General features: G+C 69.9%; 13 protein-coding genes. 9 read left to right on the forward strand and 4 right to left on the reverse strand.

Going from position 1 to position 19,915, the window contains the following annotated elements:
* The 5 genes from mtrB (at position 1) to OG538_RS22770 (ending at position 6,660) form a co-directional block, all read left to right on the forward strand.
* A complete protein-coding gene (gene mtrB, locus OG538_RS22750) occupies positions 1-2,025 on the forward strand; it encodes an MtrAB system histidine kinase MtrB (protein WP_406096395.1) in 2,025 nt (674 codons plus the stop codon).
* Positions 2,026-2,110: 85 nt separating this feature from the next.
* Complete coding sequence (locus tag OG538_RS22755) at positions 2,111-3,883, forward strand: LpqB family beta-propeller domain-containing protein (RefSeq protein ID WP_406100263.1); 1,773 nt, start codon at positions 2,111-2,113, stop codon at positions 3,881-3,883.
* A gap of 99 nt (positions 3,884-3,982) precedes the next feature.
* On the forward strand, positions 3,983-4,711 hold the full coding sequence (locus OG538_RS22760; RefSeq protein WP_406096397.1) for a ComF family protein: 729 nt from the start codon (positions 3,983-3,985) through the stop codon (positions 4,709-4,711).
* A gap of 321 nt (positions 4,712-5,032) precedes the next feature.
* Positions 5,033-5,722, forward strand: coding sequence for a ribosome hibernation-promoting factor, HPF/YfiA family (gene hpf / locus OG538_RS22765; protein ID WP_148018960.1), 690 nt, complete (start codon positions 5,033-5,035; stop codon positions 5,720-5,722).
* A gap of 185 nt (positions 5,723-5,907) precedes the next feature.
* A complete protein-coding gene (locus OG538_RS22770) occupies positions 5,908-6,660 on the forward strand; it encodes a response regulator (protein ID WP_406096399.1) in 753 nt (250 codons plus the stop codon).
* A 33-nt stretch (positions 6,661-6,693) separates the two neighbouring features.
* Here the strand turns inward: OG538_RS22770 and OG538_RS22775 are convergent, their stop codons facing one another.
* Together OG538_RS22775 and OG538_RS22780 are read right to left on the reverse strand one after the other, a co-directional pair.
* Complete coding sequence (locus OG538_RS22775; RefSeq protein WP_406096401.1) at positions 6,694-7,869, reverse strand: winged helix-turn-helix domain-containing protein; 1,176 nt, start codon at positions 7,867-7,869, stop codon at positions 6,694-6,696.
* Positions 7,870-7,917: 48 nt separating this feature from the next.
* Entirely contained in the window at positions 7,918-8,505 is a 588-nt protein-coding gene (locus OG538_RS22780; protein ID WP_406096403.1) for a GNAT family N-acetyltransferase, read from the reverse strand.
* A 240-nt stretch (positions 8,506-8,745) separates the two neighbouring features.
* Between OG538_RS22780 and secA the strand changes: the two genes are divergently transcribed.
* Complete coding sequence (secA, locus tag OG538_RS22785) at positions 8,746-11,559, forward strand: preprotein translocase subunit SecA (protein WP_406096405.1); 2,814 nt, start codon at positions 8,746-8,748, stop codon at positions 11,557-11,559.
* Between the two features lie 200 nt (positions 11,560-11,759).
* Here secA and OG538_RS22790 read toward each other — a convergent pair whose 3' ends face one another.
* Positions 11,760-12,179 (reverse strand): Rv3235 family protein, encoded by a 420-nt coding sequence (locus OG538_RS22790; RefSeq protein WP_406096407.1) that lies wholly within the window; start codon positions 12,177-12,179, stop codon positions 11,760-11,762.
* 292 nt (positions 12,180-12,471) lie between these two features.
* On the opposite strand from OG538_RS22790, the gene OG538_RS22795 reads away from it, so the two are divergent.
* Both OG538_RS22795 and OG538_RS22800 read left to right on the forward strand, forming a co-directional pair.
* Positions 12,472-12,978: a DUF6912 family protein gene (locus OG538_RS22795; protein WP_406096409.1), complete on the forward strand. Its 507-nt coding sequence runs from the start codon at positions 12,472-12,474 to the stop codon at positions 12,976-12,978.
* A gap of 65 nt (positions 12,979-13,043) precedes the next feature.
* Positions 13,044-13,715 (forward strand): HAD family hydrolase, encoded by a 672-nt coding sequence (locus OG538_RS22800; protein ID WP_406096411.1) that lies wholly within the window; start codon positions 13,044-13,046, stop codon positions 13,713-13,715.
* A gap of 21 nt (positions 13,716-13,736) precedes the next feature.
* Here OG538_RS22800 and OG538_RS22805 read toward each other — a convergent pair whose 3' ends face one another.
* Complete coding sequence (locus OG538_RS22805) at positions 13,737-14,303, reverse strand: DJ-1/PfpI family protein (RefSeq protein WP_406096413.1); 567 nt, start codon at positions 14,301-14,303, stop codon at positions 13,737-13,739.
* A gap of 558 nt (positions 14,304-14,861) precedes the next feature.
* On the opposite strand from OG538_RS22805, the gene OG538_RS22810 reads away from it, so the two are divergent.
* Positions 14,862-19,895: an NAD-glutamate dehydrogenase gene (locus OG538_RS22810; protein WP_406096415.1), complete on the forward strand. Its 5,034-nt coding sequence runs from the start codon at positions 14,862-14,864 to the stop codon at positions 19,893-19,895.
* The last annotated feature ends 20 nt before the right edge of the window (positions 19,896-19,915 follow it).

Below are 19,915 nucleotides of genomic sequence, written 5' to 3' on the forward strand. Positions count from 1 at the left end.
ATGTCCCTGGGTAGCACTGCTCCGAAGCCCGGGGAGCCGGGAGTCCGTGCGGAGCGGGCTACCGGTTCAGGGCACATGTCATCCCAGGTCGGGCGCTTCCTGCAGGGCGGCCGGTTGTTCCACGACCGGGCGCCCGGCGGGCCGGTGCCGCGGCTGCTGATGCGGTGGGTGCGGCGACCGCTGCTGCCCGCTGTGCGGCTGTGGCGGCGCAACCTGCAGCTGCGGGTTGTCGCCGGCACCCTGCTGATGTCGCTCGGTGTGGTGCTGTTGCTCGGCCTCGTCGTGATCGGGCAGGTGCGCAACGGCCTGCTGGACGCGAAGGGCAAGGCTGCCCAGACTCAGGCCGCCGGCGGGTTCGCCGCCGCCCAGGAGAAGGCGAACGCTCCGCTCACCCCCGGTGGGCAGGGCGGTGATGCCGCAGATGGCACGACGGCCAACAACTCCTGGCGGACCGAGCTCGTCGACCAGCTCGCCAGTGGCGGGAAGAACGCGTTCAACGTGGTGGCGCTGAGCGCCGACGAAGGGTCCCGTGCGCCGCGCGGCTCGGGCAGCGTCGAGGCCGCGAGTATCCCGCAGAAGCTGCGTGAATCGGTGAACAAGGGCCCGGGAGCGTTTCAGACGTACTCCCAGATCAAGTACGCGAACGGGCAGGAGTCGCAGCCCGGTCTCGTCGTGGGCAAGCGGCTCTACGACATCGACCGCAATCCGTACCAGCTGTACTACGTCTTCCCGCTGACGCAGGAGGAGAAGTCCCTGACGCTGGTCAAGGGCACACTGGCGACCGCGGGTCTGTTCGTGGTCGTGCTGCTCGGGGCCATCGCGTGGTTCGTGGTGCGTCAGGTCGTCACTCCCGTACGCATGGCGGCGGGGATCGCCGAACGGCTGTCGGCCGGACGGCTCCAGGAGCGGATGAAGGTCACCGGCGAGGACGACATCGCCCGGCTCGGTGAGGCCTTCAACAAGATGGCGCAGAACCTCCAGCTGAAGATCCAGCAGCTGGAGGAGCTCTCCCGGATGCAGCGGCGCTTCGTCTCGGACGTCTCGCACGAGTTGCGGACGCCACTGACGACGGTCCGGATGGCCGCCGACGTCATCCATGAGGCACGCGTCGACTTCGACCCGGTCACGGCGCGTTCCGCGGAGCTGCTCGGTGACCAGCTCGACCGGTTCGAGTCGCTGCTGTCGGATCTGCTGGAGATCAGCCGGTTCGACGCGGGCGCCGCGGCCCTGGAGGCGGAGCCGATAGACCTGCGGCAGGTCGTGCGGCGGGTCATCGGTGGGGCCGAGCCTCTCGCCGAGCGCAAGGGCACCAGGATCCGGGTGGTCGGCGACGAGCAGCCGGTGATCGCCGAGGCCGATGCGCGACGCGTCGAGAGGGTCCTGCGCAACCTGGTCGTCAACGCCGTCGAGCACGGCGAGGGGCGCGATGTCGTGGTGCGGATGGGCGTGGCCGGCGGAGCGGTCGCCGTGGCCGTCCGGGACTACGGCGTGGGCCTGAAGCCCGGCGAGGCGACCCGGGTGTTCAACCGTTTCTGGCGGGCCGACCCGGCCAGGGCCAGGACGACCGGAGGGACCGGGCTGGGACTGTCCATCGCCGTCGAGGACGCGCGGCTGCACGGCGGCTGGCTGCAGGCCTGGGGCGAGCCGGGTGGCGGTTCGCAGTTCCGGCTGACCCTGCCGCGTACGGCGGACGAACCCTTGCGTGGTTCGCCGATACCGCTGGAGCCCGAGGACTCGCGGCGTAACCGGGAGAACCGGGAGCGGGCCGCGGCCGCTCCCGCGCAGGGGAGCGACCACCGGCTGGTGTCGGTGCCCTCGCAGTCGGCCGGCACGGACCGGGCGGCACTGCCCGTACCGGCCCGCGCCGCCGTACCGGCCCGGACCGCCCCGGCTTCGGTGGATCCGGCAGCCCTGCCGGGCAACGGCGCGCGTGTGGTGCCGCGTCCCGCCGGCCAGCAGCCGGCCCGTCACAACGACTCTCCGGGGCAGGATCCGGGGCGGGAGGACACGACTCGTGGTCACTGACCGTCGGCAGGGCGGCCGTGGACGGGCGGCGGGGGTGACCGTGCTGCTCGGGTGCGGCGCTGTGCTCCTGTCCGCGTGCGGTTCGATGCCCGTCACGGGGGACGTCAAGGCCGTGGACGCCTCGCAGCCCGGTGACTCCCAGGTGCAGGTGTACGCGGTCGCGCCCCGTGACGGCGCCACTCCGAACGAGGTGGTCGACGGCTTCCTGGAGTCGATGACCAGTGACGACTCCGATTTCCGGACCACGCGCCAGTACCTCACGAAGGAGGCGTCGAGCCGATGGAAGCCGGGCGCGTTCACGACGGTGCTGGCCAAGGCCCCGAACCGGAGCGACCGGCCGGTCCGCGAGAGTGACCGCAGTACCAACGAGGTCACTTACACCCTGACCGGCGAGAAGGTGGCGACGGTCGACGACCAGAACGCCTACCAGCCCCTCGCGCCGACGGACTACTCCCGCACTCTTCACCTGGTGCGGCAGAAAGGGCCGGACGGCAAGGAGTGGCGTATAGACGACGTGTCCGACGGCCTTGTCCTCGGGCAGTCCGACTTCAAGCGGCTCTACCGGTCCGTCAACAAGTTCTACTTCGCCACCGGACGGACCGAGGCGCAGTCCACGCTGGTCGCCGACCCCGTCTACATCCGTAACCGGACCGATCCGGCCACCGGCATGGACACGGTGACGCAGGCCGTCCGCAGCCTCCTGCGGGGCCCGACGGACTGGCTGCGGCCAGTGGTCGCCTCCCGCTTTCCCGCCGGCACCGGGCTGCGGAAGGGCGTCACGTCACTGACCCCCGACGACCGCAACGTGCTGAAGGTTCCGCTCGACAAGAAAGCCGACGGAGTCGGGCAGCGCTCCTGCAGGATGATGGCCTCGCAGGTGCTCTTCACCCTCCGGGACCTCACGTCCGCACGCGTCGAGCAGGTGGAGCTCCAGCGTTCCGACGGCTCGGCGCTCTGCGTGCTGGGGGCGGACCAGGCCGAGGAGTACGCACCCGACGGTTCCTCGGGTGGGCCCGACAGTCAGTACTTCGTCGATGGCAAGGGGCGTGTGGAGCGCATTCCGGGGAGCACCCGGGGCAGCGGTGAGCCGGAGCAGGTGGCCGGTCCGTTCGGCAGTGGTTCGCTGCAGGTGAGCGCGGTCGGCGTGGCGCGGGACGAGCAGTCGGCGGCAGCGCTTTCACAGCACAAGGACGCGCTCTACGTCTCCTCCATCGCCGCGGACGGCGAGCTTCGTGCCCCGGTGGTGACCAGCAGCGCCAAGAATGCCGAGGACCGTCTGACGGCGCCCAGCTGGGACAGCCGGGGCGACCTCTGGGTCGCCGACCGCGACCCCCGCAACTCACGGCTGCTGCGGCTGGCCGACGGAGCGGGCAAGCCCCGGGAGGTCACCGTGCCGAGCCTGGACGGCGGCCGAATCACGGCGCTGCGTCTGTCGTCGGACGGAGTGCGTATCGCACTGCTGCTGACGCGGGACGACCGGACGACGACGTTGAAGATCGGCCGGATCGAGAGGAAGGGTCCGCAGGGCAAGGAGCAGGTCTCCGTGGTGGATCTGCGGCAGGCCGCGCCGCAGCTGGCCGATGTGACCGCGATGTCGTGGTCGGGCGGCAGCCGCCTCGTGGTGGTCGGCAAGGAGCAGGGAGGGGTGCAACAGGTCCGCTACGTGCAGGCGGACGGTTCGACGCCCTCCTCGGGTGTCCTGCCCGGCGTCAACCAGGTGCGGGCCATCGCGGCGGCGGACGACGAACAGCTGCCGCTGATGGCGGACACGCTCGGCGACGGCATAGTGAAACTGCTTCCCGGGGACAACTGGCAGACCGTCCTGAAGGAAGGCTCGGCGCTGGTCTACCCGGGCTGACGCCTACGGCACGCGGACGGGTGCCGCCCGTCGCCCGGGGTGGTCCGGGCGTTGTCCACAGGGGTGGTCGGGCTGTCCCGGCGCGTGCAGAGTGGAGCCATGCGCGGGTGGTGGCGGGAGATCGCCGGACTGGTTCTGCCGGTGGACTGCGGAGGCTGCGGCAGGCCGCGGACCGAGCTGTGCGAGGAGTGTGGTGCGCAGCTGTACGGCGGGGTGCCGCGCCGGGTGAGGCCCGACCCCGAGCCCGCGGGTCTGCCCGTGGTGCACGCCGCCGCCGGGTACGAGAACGCGGTGCGGGCGGTGCTGCTGGCCCACAAGGAGCGGGGGGTACTCGGGCTTGCCGGAGTGGCCGGCAGGGCGCTGGCGGGCGCGGTGAGGGCCGGGGCGGGGGCGTCGGCCGGAGCGGGGCCGCTGTTGCTGGTGCCCGTGCCGTCGGCGAGACGTACCGTCGCCGCGCGCGGGCATGATCCTGCCCGTCGGATCGCGCTGGCGGCCGCGGCGGAACTGCGGCGTGCGGGCACCTCGGCCCGGGTGGCCGGAGTACTACGGCAACGGCGTCCGGTGGCCGATCAGTCGGGGCTCGGAGCCCAGGAGCGCAGGGCGAATCTGGCGGGCGCTCTGGGGGTGGTGGCCGGGGGTGAGCGTCTGCTTGCCGCCGGTCGGGTGGTGCTGGTGGACGACCTGTTGACGACGGGGGCCTCGCTGGCCGAGGCGGCGCGCGCTATCGAGGACGCCGGAGGATGGGGCAGCGCAAGTTCCCCGGCGCGTCACGCGGCCGTTGTCGCAGCATCTCCGTCCGCCTTCGAAATAAACCGGAACTGGAACTGAACTTGCATCGTTGCAGGTAGTGAGTGGGTAAAGGGACCTGAACGGAGGTACGCGCGAGTAGCGGGTGCCGACATCCGTCCCGGCAGGCTATGTTCGGTTGTGAGGAATGGTGAATGCCAGGTCTCGACGAATGGACCACCAGGTTTCGGGCAGGCGACCCACCGGAGTGCGGAAACCGGAAATTCGGTGGGGTGGAGACCTTGCCGGCGGGGGAGGAGGAGGTGGAAGTCACCGAGTCCGCGGCCCCGGCCATCACCGGGGCCTGGTGCAAAAGGGAGATGCTCCGCCGCTGAGCGGAGTGATCCGGGAACGGAGTTCTGCGTGGACATCGTCGTCAAGGGCCGCAAGACCGAGGTGCCCGAGCGGTTCCGCAAGCACGTGGCCGAGAAGCTGAAGCTGGACAAGATCCAGAAGTTCGACGGCAAGGTGATCAGCCTCGACGTGGAGGTGTCCAAGGAGCCGAATCCTCGTCAGGCAGACCGCTCCGACCGGGTGGAGATCACGCTCCGCTCGCGCGGGCCGGTCATCAGGGCAGAAGCGGCCGCAGGCGACCCGTACGCAGCGCTGGACCTGGCCACAGGCAAGCTGGAGGCGCGGCTGCGCAAGCAGCACGACAAGCGCTACAGCCGCCGCGGCACAGGTCGTATCCCCGCTGCGGAGGTCGGGGAAATGGTGCCGGACGCGGCGTCGTTCAACGGCGACGGCGAGCTGGTCGCCGACGAAGCGGCACAGCCCGTGCCCACCACCAGGATCGGCTCGCTCGAGGTACAGGGCGAAGGCCCGCTGGTGATGCGCGAGAAGACACACGTCGCGGCACCCATGTCGCTCGACCAGGCGCTCTACGAAATGGAGCTGGTCGGTCACGACTTCTATCTGTTCGTCGACTCCGAAACGAAGGAACCCAGCGTCGTCTACCGACGACATGCCTACGACTACGGTGTCATCCACCTGAGGACCGACCCCCTGGCCGCCGATGAGGCGGGCGGCGCGGGCGGTGCGCTCGGCGGCTGACGCCACCACTTCGTGGTGCCCCTGGAGCGCCTGTGCGCCCCCAGGGGCACCCGCGTGCGACCACAGGATCACCGCTCTGACGTCCAGGCATGAAATCATGGCGGCCCAAGCCAATCGGTGCTCTGCGAACTGCCGTTGGCGGACAGTCAGTGAACTTCAGGCCGTGGCCTTCAGGGGGAGGAACGATGGCGGACACCTTCGGGCCCGTGCGCGATGCGAATGATGCCGACGCTGCCGGTGACCGGGCCGGCGCGGACGACGACAGCGGTTCCCGCAAGGAGCCGATCCGAGTGCTCGTGGTCGACGACCACGCCTTGTTCCGCAGAGGCCTGGAGATCGTCCTCGCGCAGGAGGAGGACATCCAGGTCGTCGGCGAGGCGGGTGACGGGGCCGAGGCGGTCGACAAGGCGGCCGACCTGCTGCCCGACATCGTCCTGATGGACGTTCGCATGCCCAAGCGGGGAGGCATCGAAGCCTGCACCTCCATCAAGGAGGTCGCTCCCAGCGCGAAGATCATCATGTTGACGATCAGCGACGAGGAAGCGGACCTCTACGACGCCATCAAGGCGGGCGCCACCGGCTATCTCCTCAAGGAGATCTCCACGGACGAGGTCGCCACCGCGATTCGCGCCGTCGCGGACGGCCAGTCCCAGATCAGCCCCTCCATGGCGTCCAAGCTGCTCACCGAGTTCAAGTCGATGATCCAGCGGACGGACGAACGCCGGCTGGTCCCGGCTCCCCGGCTCACCGAACGTGAGCTCGAGGTACTCAAACTGGTTGCCACGGGCATGAACAATCGGGATATCGCGAAGGAACTCTTCATTTCCGAGAACACCGTGAAGAACCACGTCCGCAACATTCTGGAGAAGCTCCAGCTCCACTCGCGGATGGAGGCGGTGGTCTACGCCATGCGGGAGAAGATCCTGGAGATCAGGTGACCGGCCCCGGGGCAAAGCCCCGGCAATGCGCGGTCACGCCAGGGCGCGGGCGATTTCCCTGGTGAGGGGGGTGCGCAGCTCCGGTGCGTCCACCCGCTCCAGCCGGACCTCCGTGCAGCCGACCCAGGAGGCGGCTTCCACCAGCGCCTGCGCCATCGGCGCCACTGCCTTGGCGCCTGCCAGGGACACCTGCCGGGCGACCAGCGTCGTGCCCTCGCGGGCCGGGTCCACCCGGCCCTGCAGCCTGCCGCCCGCCAGCAGCGGCATCGCGAAATAGCCGTGGATCCGCTTGGGTTTGGGCACGTAGGCCTCAAGACGGTGGGTGAAGTCGAAGATCCGCTCGGTCCGCGCACGCTCCCAGACCAGCGAGTCGAACGGCGACAGCAGCGTCGTCCGGTGGCGTCCGCGCGGCTCGACGGCCAGGGCGGCCGGATCCGCCCAGGCCGGCTTCGCCCAGCCCTCCACCGTGACCGGGACCAGCCCGGAGTCCGCGACGACGGCGTCGAACTGCTCGCCCTTGAGACGGTGGTAGTCGGCGATGTCCGCGCGGGTGCCGACGCCCAGGGACTGTCCCGCGAGTGCGACCAGCCGGCGCAGGCACTCGGCGTCGTCCAGATCGTCGTGGAGCACGTCCTCGGGCAGGGCACGCTCCGCGAGGTCGTAGACCCGCTTCCAGCCGCGCCGCTCGGTGCACACCACCTCGCCGTACATCAGGGCCCGCTCGACGGCCACCTTCGAGGCGGACCAGTCCCACCACTCCCCGCCGTTCTTCGCGCCGCCCAGTTCCGTCGCCGTCAGCGGGCCCTCGGCGCGCAGCTGCTTGATGACGGTGTCGTAGGCGCCGTCCGGCAGATCGTGATGCCACTGCGGGCGTGAGCGGTAGGCGCGTCGGCGGAAGGCGAAGTGCGGCCATTCCTCGACCGGCAGGATGCAGGCGGCGTGCGACCAGTACTCGAAGGCGCGGCCGCCCGACCAGTACGCCTCCTCGACCGTGCGCCGGCCGACCATGCCCAGGCGCGCGTACGGAATCAGTTCGTGCGACCGCGCGAGCACCGAGATCGTGTCGAGCTGTACGGCGCCCAGGTGCCGCAGCACTCCGGGCACCCCGGCCCGGCGGTCCGGGGCGCCGAGGAAGCCCTGGGCGCGCAGCGCGATCCTGCGGGCCTGGTCGGCGGAGAGTTCGGCTGCGGGAGGCTGCACAGACGTCATGCCCCGCACCCTAGAGGGCGGCACTGACATCCCGGCGAGGATCACCCGTCACGGGCGGCCGGGGGCGCCGGACGGGAGGTAGGCGTCGGTGCCGGGCAGGCCGAGGTCGGGCGGGAGCAGGGCGCCGGCCCACGCGTCGCGGCGCACGCCCTTGTTGATCACCGCGGAGCGCTGGTCGCCCTCCATCCGGAACCCTGCGCGCAGAGCGACCGCCCGCGAGGCGAGGTTGCCGGTCTCCGCCCGCCACTCCAGCCGGTCCCCGCGGAGTGAGGTGAAGGTCCAGCGGGCGGCGCAGAGGACCGCCTCCGTCGTGTAGCCGAGTCCCCGGTGCTCCCTGGCGGTCCAGAAACCGACCTCGTACGTGCCCGGCCCGGTGCGCCGGTTGATGCCGAGCGCCCCGGCCAGGGCACCGCCGTCACGCACCACCACGGCGAAGTTGTACATGGAGTCGTCCTGCCAGCCGCCGGGCGAGAGCTGCCGGGCGAACAGCTCCGCGTCCGCGCGGCCGTAGGGCGAGGGGACGACCGTCCAACGCTGGATGTCGGGGTCCTGGCAGGCCGCGTACAGGGCGTCCGCGTCGCCCGGGACGAAGGGGCGCAGCAACAGACGGCCGGTGGTGAGAGTGATCGGCTCCATGTACGGATTCTGCTGAGGGAGGGAGTGCGGGGCGAGTACTTTTCTGCCTTCCCGGCACCTTCGGTGCCTTTCGGCCGTTGACTCGGAAGGGCGCTGCGGGGTCAACGCAGTGGCAGCCCTCCCGGCGCGGCGGGGTCCTCGCTTACGATGGCCGTTGCGGTGGGGCCCACCTGCCGTGCCCGCGCCAGAGTCCATAACACGACCCAGTGCCAGGCCCGACCGGCAAGGAGACCAGCCTCAGTGTCCGTCTTCAACAAGCTCATGCGTGCAGGCGAAGGCAAGATCCTGCGCAAACTGCACCGCATCGCGGACCAGGTCAGCTCCATCGAAGAGGACTTCGTCAACCTCTCCGACGCCGAGCTGCGGGCGCTCACCGACGAGTACAAGGAACGGTACGCGGACGGCGAGAGCCTGGACGACCTGCTTCCCGAGGCATTCGCGACCGTCCGTGAGGCCGCCAAGCGGGTCCTCGGACAGCGCCACTACGACGTCCAGATGATGGGCGGCGCAGCCCTGCACCTCGGTTACGTGGCCGAGATGAAGACCGGCGAGGGCAAGACCCTCGTCGGCACCCTGCCCGCGTATCTCAACGCGCTCTCCGGCAAGGGCGTGCACCTGATCACGGTCAACGATTATCTGGCCGAGCGTGACTCGGAGATGATGGGCCGGGTCCACAAGTTCCTCGGGCTGAGCGTCGGCTGCATCATCGCCAACATGACTCCGGCCCAGCGCCGCGAGCAGTACAGCTGCGACATCACGTACGGAACGAACAACGAGTTCGGTTTCGACTACCTCCGCGACAACATGGCCTGGGCGCAGGACGAGCTCGTCCAGCGCGGCCACAACTTCGCGATCGTCGACGAGGTCGACTCGATCCTCGTGGACGAGGCCCGTACGCCGCTGATCATCTCCGGCCCCGCCGACCAGGCCACCAAGTGGTACGGCGACTTCGCCAAGCTGGTCACGCGGCTGACCAAGGGCGAGGCGGGTAATCCGCTCAAGGGCATCGAGGAGACCGGCGACTACGAGGTCGACGAGAAGAAGCGGACCGTCGCGATCCACGAGCCCGGTGTGGCGAAGGTCGAGGACTGGCTCGGCATCGAGAACCTCTACGAGTCGGTGAACACTCCTCTCGTCGGGTACCTCAACAACGCCATCAAGGCCAAGGAACTCTTCAAGAAGGACAAGGACTACGTCGTCATCGACGGCGAAGTCATGATCGTCGACGAGCACACCGGCCGTATCCTCGCCGGCCGCCGCTACAACGAGGGCATGCACCAGGCGATCGAGGCGAAGGAAGGGGTGGACATCAAGGACGAGAACCAGACGCTCGCCACGATCACCCTCCAGAACTTCTTCCGCCTCTACGGCAAGCTCTCGGGCATGACCGGTACGGCGATGACCGAGGCCGCCGAGTTCCACCAGATCTACAAGCTCGGCGTGGTGCCGATCCCGACCAACCGGCCGATGGTCCGGGCCGACCAGTCGGACCTGATCTACCGCACCGAGGTCGCGAAGTTCGCCGCCGTCGTCGACGACATCGCGGAGAAGCACGAGAAGGGCCAGCCGATCCTGGTCGGCACCACCTCGGTCGAGAAGTCCGAGTACCTCTCGCAGCAGCTCTCCAAGCGCGGTGTGCAGCACGAGGTCCTCAACGCCAAGCAGCACGACCGTGAGGCGACGATCGTGGCCCAGGCCGGCCGCAAGGGTGCGGTCACGGTCGCGACGAACATGGCCGGCCGCGGTACGGACATCAAGCTGGGCGGCAACCCGGACGACCTCGCCGAGGCCGAGCTGCGCCAGCGCGGTCTCGACCCCGTGGAGCACGTCGAGGAGTGGGCGGCCGCTCTGCCTGCCGCGCTGGAGAAGGCCGAGAAGGCCGTGAAGGCGGAGTTCGAGGAGGTCAAGGACCTCGGCGGGCTGTACGTCCTCGGTACCGAGCGGCACGAGTCGCGTCGGATCGACAACCAGCTGCGTGGTCGTTCCGGCCGTCAGGGCGACCCGGGCGAGTCCCGCTTCTACCTCTCGCTCGGCGACGACCTGATGCGTCTGTTCAAGGCGCAGATGGTCGAGCGCGTCATGTCGATGGCCAACGTGCCCGACGACGTGCCGATCGAGAACAAGATGGTGACGCGGGCGATCGCGTCGGCGCAGTCGCAGGTCGAGCAGCAGAACTTCGAGACGCGTAAGAACGTCCTGAAGTACGACGAGGTGCTCAACCGGCAGCGTGAGGTCATCTACGGTGAGCGGCGCCGGGTCCTGGAGGGTGAGGACCTGCAGGACCAGATCCGCCACTTCATGGACGACACGATCGACGACTACATCCGCCAGGAGACGGCGGAGGGGTTCGCCGAGGAGTGGGACCTGGACCGGCTGTGGGGAGCGTTCAAGCAGCTCTACCCGGTCAAGGTCACGGTCGCCGAGCTGGAGGAGGCCGCCGGGGATCTCGCCGGTGTCACCGCCGAGTTCATCGCCGAGTCGGTCAAGGACGACATCCACGAGCAGTACGACGAGCGGGAGAAGACGCTCGGCTCCGACATCATGCGTGAGCTGGAGCGGCGTGTGGTGCTGTCGGTCCTGGACCGCAAGTGGCGCGAGCACCTCTACGAGATGGACTACCTCCAGGAGGGCATCGGCCTCCGGGCCATGGCGCAGAAGGACCCGCTGGTCGAGTACCAGCGCGAGGGCTTCGACATGTTCAACGCCATGATGGAGGGCATCAAGGAGGAGTCGGTCGGCTACCTGTTCAACCTGGAGGTCCAGGTCGAGCAGCAGGTCGAGGAGGTTCCCGTGCAGGACGTGGCGACGTCGCTGTCCAAGGAGGACGGCGTTCCGGCGGCGCGTCCGGAGATCCGGGCCAAGGGGCTGGACGCTCCCCAGCGTCCGGACCGGCTGCACTTCTCCGCTCCCACGGTGGACGGCGAGGGCGGCGTCGTCGAGGGAGACTTCTCCAACGGTGACGGTGGGGCCTCCGCGGAGTCGGACGGGCTCACCCGGGCCGAGCGGCGCAAGGCGCAGAAGAGCGGTGGCGGTGGGCGTCGCCGCAAGAAGTAGCGTGCGCTGATCGTTCGCGGCCGGGGCCGGGCACCGTTGGGTGCCCGGCCCCGGCCGTTCGCGTGTGCGTTGCGGCGTGCGTGCGTGCGGGCGCCTCCGGCCGGACTTGTCCCCACCCGCCCCCTTCCCGCAGCCGGGGCCCCCCGGGCCCCACGTCGAGCGCCGGAGGAGCTGGAGAGGGGTGGGGAGCGCCCGTGCCGTCAGGGCTGTCGTACCGGGGTGTTGCCCAGTTCTACGGCGGCGCAGCGCCAGCGGAGGTCCGGGCCCTGCTCCAGGCGGAAGGCCATGGCACGGACCTGTTCGCCCGCCGCGATGCTCGCGCAGGCCTCCACGACACCCGGAGCCGGCTGGGCGCCCCGGCACATGCGGATGACGGGGCGGGCACCTCGGCTCCTGAGGGGGGTGGTGGGGGCCAGTTCGGCGAGCTGGTCGTAGGCGTCGCCGATCGTGTGCCCGAGCATCCAGTGGACGGGGCGCTGGCCGCTGAGTACCGCCAGGAGGCGTTCCGCGAACCAGTGGTGGGGCCGGATCCGCTGGGGCATCCGGCGGCGTTGTGCGGGTACGGCTTCGGGCCTGCGTGCGTCGTTCCGTCCGGCGGGCCGGGTCCTGTTCGTGCTCATCGCTGTCGCCCCCGTGCTTCAGAGGCCCGGATCAATACCGGGCGGTAACTTCTCCTGTGGATCTTCTACGGGCACTGCGAAGGCGGCCGCAAGCGTCGGTAGGCCCGGGGGTGGAGAGCCTTGGATTCACCTATCCGAGTGGCGGGGCCGGTCGGGGGAGGGGGCCCGGGACGGGCCGGGCAGGGTGAGGGCCGGTTGCCCGGTGGACGGTGAGGGGCCCGGACACGTAACCCCAAAGGGGGACGGCCCCACGTATCCTGAGGGCGTTCCGACTACGAAAGCGACCTCAGCCATGCGCGTGTACGTCCCCCTGACCCTCTCCGGGCTCGCAGCGGCGCACCGGGCCGGCGAGGTCGGCCCCGGCCCGCTCACCGCCTACGCGGTGACCCCCGCGCTTCGGGAGTGGTACGTCTCCGACGACATCGAGGAGCTGGAGTACGCGGCGCTCAACCGGGCCGCGTCCGCGTCGCTGCGGCTGATCGCCGGCGACCCCGGGGCCGCCCGCCGCCGAGTCGTCGTGGCCGTCGACGTGCCGGACGGGGCCGCGGTGGCCGACCCGGACCACATCCTGGACGCCTCCTCGCTCGGTGAGGTCACCATCGCCTCGGCGGTCGCGCTGGCCGAGGCCGCCGCCGTGCACGTCGACTCCGACGAGGCCGACAAGGACGTCACCGCGGCCGCGGCCGCCCTCGGAGCGGCGGACCTCGGTGACGACGACGCCCAGTTCACCGTCGACGGCGCCGAGGACCACGAGCTCCTGTGGTTCGGTATCCAGGAGATCCCGAATCTGATCGGGTGAGCCCGCGGAGGGCCGTGCGAAGGGCTGTTCGTCCGGCTGTCGGTGGCAGCGGGTATTTTTCTCGTATGGGGACGCACGGGAAGCACCGCACGCATCTGGTCTGGGACTGGAACGGCACACTGCTCGACGACAACACCGCGGTCGTCGGAGCGACGAACGCCGCCTTCGTCGAGATCGGCGTGGCGCCGATCACCCTTGAGCAGTACCGGGAGATGTACTGCGTCCCGATACCCCGGTTCTACGAGCGCCTGATGGGCCGGCTGCCCACGGATGCCGAGTGGGAGCGGATGGACGGGGTCTTCCACCGCAGCTACACGGAACAGCGCGAGGCCTGCGGGCTGACCGAGGGGGCCGCCGAGCTGCTGGCACAGTGGCAGCTGACCGGCCGGAGCCAGTCGCTGCTGAGCATGTACGGGCACGAGCACCTGGTCCCCGTCGTGCGGGGGTTCGGCATCGAGCGGCACTTCGTGCGCGTCGACGGGCGTACCGGTCCGTCCGGCGGCAGCAAGGCGCAGCACATGGAGCGGCATTTCGCGTCGTTGGACGGGATATCCGCCGAGCACGCGGTGATCATCGGTGACGCCGTGGACGACGCCGTGGCAGCGGCCCACGTCGGGGCGAAAGCGGTGCTCTTCACCGGCGGTTCGCACAGCCGGACCAGCCTGGAGGCGGCAGGGGTGCCCGTCGTGGACACCCTGGCCGAGGCTGCGGCCCTCGCCCAGCAGCTGGGCGAGTAGCCGGCGGCCGGCGGGGCGGGCTCAGGCGACCGGGGCCTTGGTGCGGAGCACGGTCAGGAATTCACGCATCCACGCCGAGTGGTCCGGCCAGGCCCGGGACGAGACCAGAGTGCCGTCCACCACGACCTCGGTGTCCTGGAAGGATGCTCCAGCCGTCTCCATGTCGGGCGCCAGCGCGGGATAGGCCGTGACCTGCCGGTTCTTCAGGGCGCCGGTCGCAGCCGTCATCAGCGGGCCGTGACAGATCTGGGCCACCGGCCGGTCCGCGTCGAAGAACGCCGAGAGGATCGCGCGCAGGTCCGCGTCGTTGCGCAGGTATTCGGGGGCGCGGCCCCCCGGCACGACCAGGGCCACGTAGTCGTCCGGGTCGACCTCGGAGAAGGCCAGGTCGGCGGGCCAGGTGTAGCCGGGCTTCTCCGTGTAGGTGTCGAAGCCGGGCTCGAAGTCGTGGACCACGAAGCGGAGCGTCTTGCGCGAGGGGGCGGCGATGTGGACCTCGTAACCCTCCTCGCGCAGCCGCTGGTACGGGTAGAGGACTTCGAGGGACTCGGCGGCGTCGCCGGTGACGATCAGGATCTTCGGTGCCATGGCGGGCTCCCCACGGTGCGTCGGCCTGTTCCGTTTACCGGTACCAGAGTGCGCCAGCCGGCGCCCGCGCGCTGTCCAGAGTGTCAAACTTCGGCGCCTTCTTTTGTACATATGCGGCTCGTGACGGTTACGGGGGCGGGCGAGATAGCCTGGACCCCGTGATCAGCGCGATACGCCTCGGGGGCAGCGAAGCCCCCGGCCTGCGCCCGGAGTGCCACAGCACCCGGGCCATGACTGATCCCCACAGCCCGGCCCTTCTGCCAAAAATGGCCAATAAGGTCCCGGGCATCTCTCATAGCGGCATAGCGTCAACGCAGACCGACCGTCACATGGGGGGTGGGGGATGGAGCGGGGCTGGGTGCGTGCAACTGCAGGGCGGAGGATCGAGGCATGGCGGAGCCATGGTGATCGACGACAACGCCGCAGATGCGCGTGCCCGGCCCCGCGACGCCGCCCTCCCGTGTGACGGTCGGTCTCAGACCGGAAACCCCGTGTCGTGGCGGTACGCCGTCTTTTTCACCTACGTCACGCAATGGCGCGCGACAGGAGCCAGAGGACATGCAGACCAAGCTGGACGAAGCCAAGGCCGAGCTGCTCGCACGGGCCGCCAAGGTAGCTGACAACAGCCCGGGCGGTGGTGTCGGTGGCCCGGGGGGTATCCCCCGGGTACAGGCCGCGGCCACCGGGGCCGACGACGGCACCGGGACCGGGCAGGAGCGTCCGCACCAGGACGTACTGCTCGCCTATCTCCAGCGCTACTACCTCCACACCGCTCCTGAGGACGTCGCGGGCCGGGACCCGGTCGACGTCTTCGGTGCCGCCTCCTCGCACTACCGCCTCGCGGGGAACCGCCCGCAGGGCACGGCCAACGTCCGGGTGCACACCCCGACCGTCGAGGAGAACGGCTGGACCTGCAGCCACTCCGTCGTCGAGGTGGTCACCGACGACATGCCGTTCCTGGTCGACTCCGTCACCAATGAGCTGTCCCGCCAGGGCCGCGGCATCCACGTCGTGATCCACCCGCAGGTCATCGTCCGCCGCGATGTGACCGGCAAGCTGATCGAGGTCCTCACCGAAGGTGTGGGAATCTCGACGGGCCCGCAGGCAGGCCGCAAGAACGCCAAGGGGGCGAAGGACGCCAAGGCGGAGCTGCCGCACGACGCGCTCGTCGAGTCCTGGATCCACGTCGAGATCGACCGCGAGACCGACCGCGCCGACCTCAAGCAGATCCAGGCCGACCTCCTGCGGGTCCTGTCCGACGTACGGGAGACCGTCGAGGACTGGGAGAAGATGCGGGACGCCGCGCTGCGCATCGCCGACGACCTGCCCGGCGAGCCGCTCGACGACCTCGCCGACGACGAGGTGAACGAGGCGCGGGAGCTGCTGCGCTGGCTCGCCGCCGACCACTTCACCTTCCTCGGCTACCGCGAGTACGAGCTGACGGACTCCGACGCGCTGTCCGCCGTGCCCGGCACCGGCCTCGGCATCCTGCGCTCCGACCCGCACCACAGCGAGGACGAGGCGCACCCGGTCAGCCCCTCCTTCGACCGGCTGCCCGCCGACGCCCGGGCCAAGGCCCGCGAGCACAAGCTCCTCATCCTGACCAAGGCCAACAGCCGGGCGACCGTGCACCGCCCCAGCTACCTCGACTACGTCGGCGTGAAGAAGTTCGACGCCGACGGCAACGTCATCGGCGAGCGCCGTTTCCTCGGGCTGTTCTCGTCCGCCGCCTACACCGAGTCGGTGCGCCGGGTGCCCGTCATCCGCCGCAAGGTCGCCGAGGTGCTGGAGGGCGCGGGCTTCTCGTACAACAGCCACGACGGACGCGACCTGCTGCAGATCCTGGAGACGTACCCCCGCGACGAGCTCTTCCAGACGCCGCCCGACCAGCTGCGCTCCGTCGTCACCTCGGTGCTCTACCTCCAGGAGCGACGCCGTCTGCGGCTCTACCTGCGCCAGGACGAGTACGGCCGCTACTACTCCGCGATCGTCTATCTGCCGCGCGACCGCTACACCACCGGTGTGCGGCTGCGGCTGATCGACATCCTCAAGGAGGAGCTGAACGGCACCAGCGTCGACTTCACCGCCTGGAACACCGAGTCGATCCTTTCCAGGCTGCACTTCGTCGTCCGGGTCGCCCCCGGCAGCGAACTGCCCAGCCTGACCGACGCCGAGGCCGACCGCATCGAGGCCCGGCTCGTCGAGGCCGCGCGCTCCTGGGCCGACGGCTTCCAGGAGGCGCTGGGCGCCGAGTGCGGTGAGGAACGCGCCGCCGAGCTGCTGCGTCACTACGGGCACTCGTTCCCCGAGGGCTACAAGGCCGACCACTCGCCGCGCTCCGCCGTGGCCGACCTGGTCCACCTCGAAGCGCTCAAGCAGGACGGGAAGGACTTCGCCCTCAGCCTGTACGAGCCGGTCGGCGCCGGCCCCGGCGAGCGCCGGTTCAAGATCTACCGGACGGGTGAGCAGGTCTCCCTGTCCGCCGTCCTCCCGGCGCTCCAGCGGCTCGGTGTCGAGGTCGTCGACGAGCGTCCGTACGAGCTGCGCTGCGCGGACCGTACGCACGCCTGGATCTACGACTTCGGGCTGCGGATGCCGCAGACGACGGCCAACGGCGGCTACCTGGCCGACGACGCCCGGGAGAGGTTCCAGGAGGCCTTCGCCGCCGTGTGGACCGGCGAGGCGGAGAACGACGGCTTCAACGCGCTGGTGCTGAGCGCCGGTCTGAACTGGCGGCAGGCCATGGTGCTGCGCGCCTACGCCAAGTACCTGCGCCAGGCCGGATCCACGTTCAGCCAGGACTACATGGAGAGCACCCTCCAGAACAACGTCCACACCACCCGGCTGCTGGTCTCGCTCTTCGAGGCCCGGATGTCGCCGGAGCGCCAGAGCGCCGGTACGGAGCTGACCGACGGGCTCCTCGAAGAGCTCGACGGCGCCCTGGACCAGGTCGCCTCGCTCGACGAGGACCGGATCCTGCGGTCCTTCCTCACCGTCATCAAGGCCACCCTGCGCACCAACTTCTTCCAGCGCGCGGACAGCGGCAAGCCGCACGGCTACGTGTCGATGAAGTTCGACCCGCAGTCCATCCCGGACCTTCCGGCGCCCCGCCCGGCGTTCGAGATCTGGGTCTACTCACCGCGCGTCGAGGGTGTCCACCTGAGGTTCGGCAAGGTCGCCCGCGGTGGCCTGCGCTGGTCGGACCGGCGCGAGGACTTCCGTACGGAGATCCTCGGCCTGGTCAAGGCTCAGATGGTGAAGAACACCGTCATCGTGCCGGTCGGCGCGAAGGGCGGCTTCGTCGCCAAGCAGCTGCCCGACCCGGCCGTCGACCGTGACGCGTGGCTGGCCGAGGGCATCGCCTCGTACCGCACCTTCATCTCGGCGCTCCTCGACATCACCGACAACATGGTGGCCGGCGAGGTCGTGCCGCCCAAGGACGTCGTCCGGCACGACGAGGACGACACCTATCTCGTCGTCGCCGCCGACAAGGGCACCGCGAAGTTCTCCGACATCGCCAACGAGGTCGCCGTCGCGTACGGCTTCTGGCTCGGTGACGCGTTCGCCTCCGGCGGCTCGGCCGGTTACGACCACAAGGGCATGGGCATCACGGCACGCGGTGCCTGGGAGTCCGTCAAGCGGCACTTCCGCGAGCTCGGCCACGACACGCAGACCGAGGACTTCACCGTCGTCGGCGTCGGCGACATGTCGGGAGACGTGTTCGGCAACGGAATGCTCCTCTCCGAGCACATCCGGCTCGTCGCGGCCTTCGACCACCGGCACATCTTCATCGACCCGAAGCCCGACGCCGCCACCTCGTACGCCGAGCGGCGCCGTCTCTTCGACCTGCCGCGCAGCTCCTGGGCCGACTACAACAAGGACCTGATCTCCGCGGGCGGTGGCATCCACCCGCGCAGCGCCAAGTCCATTCCGGTCAACGCGCACATGCGCGAGGCGCTCGGCATCGAGGCCGGGGTCACCAAGATGACGCCCGCGGACCTGATGCAGACCATCCTCAAGGCCCCCGTCGACCTGGCGTGGAACGGCGGCATCGGTACGTACATCAAGTCCTCCGCCGAGTCGAACGCGGACGTCGGCGACAAGGCCAACGACGCGATCCGCGTCAACGGCGAGGACCTGCGCGCCAAGGTGGTCGGCGAGGGCGGCAACCTCGGTGCCACCCAGCTCGGCCGCATCGAGTTCGCCCGCACCGGCGGCCGGATCAACACCGACGCGATCGACAACAGCGCCGGTGTGGACACCTCCGACCACGAGGTGAACATCAAGATCCTGCTCAACGGTCTGGTGCGCGACGGTGACATGACGGTCAAGCAGCGCAACAAGCTGCTCGCCGAGATGACCGACGAGATCGGCCATCTGGTGCTGCGCAACAACTACGCGCAGAACACCGCACTCGCCAACTCGGTCGCCCAGGCGCCCTCCCTGCTCCACGCCCAGCAGCGCTTCATGCGCCGGCTGGGCCGCGACGGGCATCTCGACCGGGCCCTGGAGTTCCTGCCCACCGACAGGCAGATCCGCGAACTGCTGAACGCCGGCAAGGGGCTCAGCCAGCCCGAGCTCGCCGTGCTGCTCGCCTACACGAAGATCACGGCGGCGCAGGAGCTGATCGGGACGAGCCTGCCGGACGACGCGCATCTGCAGAAGCTGCTGCACGCCTACTTCCCGCAGCAGCTGCGCGAGCGCTACCCGGACGCGGTCGACGGCCACGCGCTGCGCCGCGAGATCATCACCACCGTCCTGGTGAACGACACGGTGAACAGCGGCGGTTCGACCTTCCTGCACCGGTTGCGGGAAGAGACCGGTGCCTCGATCGGGGAGATCGTGCGGGCCCAGTTCGCGGCCCGGGAGATCTTCGGTCTCGGTGAGGTGTGGGACGCCGTCGAGGCGCTCGACAACAAGGTCGCCGCTGATGTGCAGACCCGGATCCGGCTGCACTCGCGCCGGCTCGTCGAGCGCGGCTCGCGCTGGCTGCTCGGCAACCGGCCGCAGCCGCTGGAGATCGCCGGGACGATCGACTTCTTCCGCGACGGCGTCGAGCAGGTCTGGGCCGAGCTGCCCAAGATGCTGATGGGTGCCGACCAGGAGTGGTACCAGGGAATCCTGGACGAGCTCACCGAGGCGGGTGTCCCGGGCACGCTCGCGCAGCGCGTCGCCGGATTCTCGTCCGCCTTCCCGGCGCTCGACATCGTGCAGATCGCCGACCGCACCGGCAAGGATCCGCTGGCCGTGGCCGAGGTCTACTACGACCTCGCGGACCGGCTGGGCATCACTCAGCTGATGGACCGGATCATCGAGCTTCCGCGGGCCGACCGCTGGCAGTCGATGGCCCGTGCCTCCATCCGCGAGGACCTGTACGCGGCACACGCGGCGCTCACCGGCGACGTGTTGAGTGTGGGCAACGGGTCCTCCTCGCCGCAGGAGCGGTTCGAGGCGTGGGAGGAGAAGAACGCGGCGATCCTGTCGCGGTCGCGGTCCACGCTGGAGGAGATCCAGGGCTCGGACGCGTTCGACCTGGCGAACCTGTCGGTGGCGATGCGGACGATGCGGACGTTGCTGCGTACGCAGGCGTAGGCGTGCGGGGTTGAGGGTGA

Source organism: Streptomyces sp. NBC_01013 (assembly GCF_045162765.1).
Classification (GTDB): Bacteria; Actinomycetota; Actinomycetes; order Streptomycetales; family Streptomycetaceae; genus Streptomyces.

What these genes read in the sequence shown, in the direction of transcription:
- mtrB (WP_406096395.1), top strand. Translation starts at nt 1, where the DNA reads ATGTCCCTGGGTAGCACTGCTCCGAAGCCCGGGGAGCCGGGAGTCCGT.
- OG538_RS22755 (WP_406100263.1), top strand. Translation starts at nt 2,111, where the DNA reads ATGCCCGTCACGGGGGACGTCAAGGCCGTGGACGCCTCGCAGCCCGGT.
- OG538_RS22760 (WP_406096397.1), top strand. Translation starts at nt 3,983, where the DNA reads ATGCGCGGGTGGTGGCGGGAGATCGCCGGACTGGTTCTGCCGGTGGAC.
- OG538_RS22770 (WP_406096399.1), top strand. Translation starts at nt 5,908, where the DNA reads ATGGCGGACACCTTCGGGCCCGTGCGCGATGCGAATGATGCCGACGCT.
- OG538_RS22775 (WP_406096401.1), bottom strand. Translation starts at nt 7,869, where the DNA reads ATGACGTCTGTGCAGCCTCCCGCAGCCGAACTCTCCGCCGACCAGGCC.
- OG538_RS22780 (WP_406096403.1), bottom strand. Translation starts at nt 8,505, where the DNA reads ATGGAGCCGATCACTCTCACCACCGGCCGTCTGTTGCTGCGCCCCTTC.
- OG538_RS22790 (WP_406096407.1), bottom strand. Translation starts at nt 12,179, where the DNA reads ATGAGCACGAACAGGACCCGGCCCGCCGGACGGAACGACGCACGCAGG.
- OG538_RS22795 (WP_406096409.1), top strand. Translation starts at nt 12,472, where the DNA reads ATGCGCGTGTACGTCCCCCTGACCCTCTCCGGGCTCGCAGCGGCGCAC.
- OG538_RS22800 (WP_406096411.1), top strand. Translation starts at nt 13,044, where the DNA reads ATGGGGACGCACGGGAAGCACCGCACGCATCTGGTCTGGGACTGGAAC.
- OG538_RS22805 (WP_406096413.1), bottom strand. Translation starts at nt 14,303, where the DNA reads ATGGCACCGAAGATCCTGATCGTCACCGGCGACGCCGCCGAGTCCCTC.
- OG538_RS22810 (WP_406096415.1), top strand. Translation starts at nt 14,862, where the DNA reads ATGCAGACCAAGCTGGACGAAGCCAAGGCCGAGCTGCTCGCACGGGCC.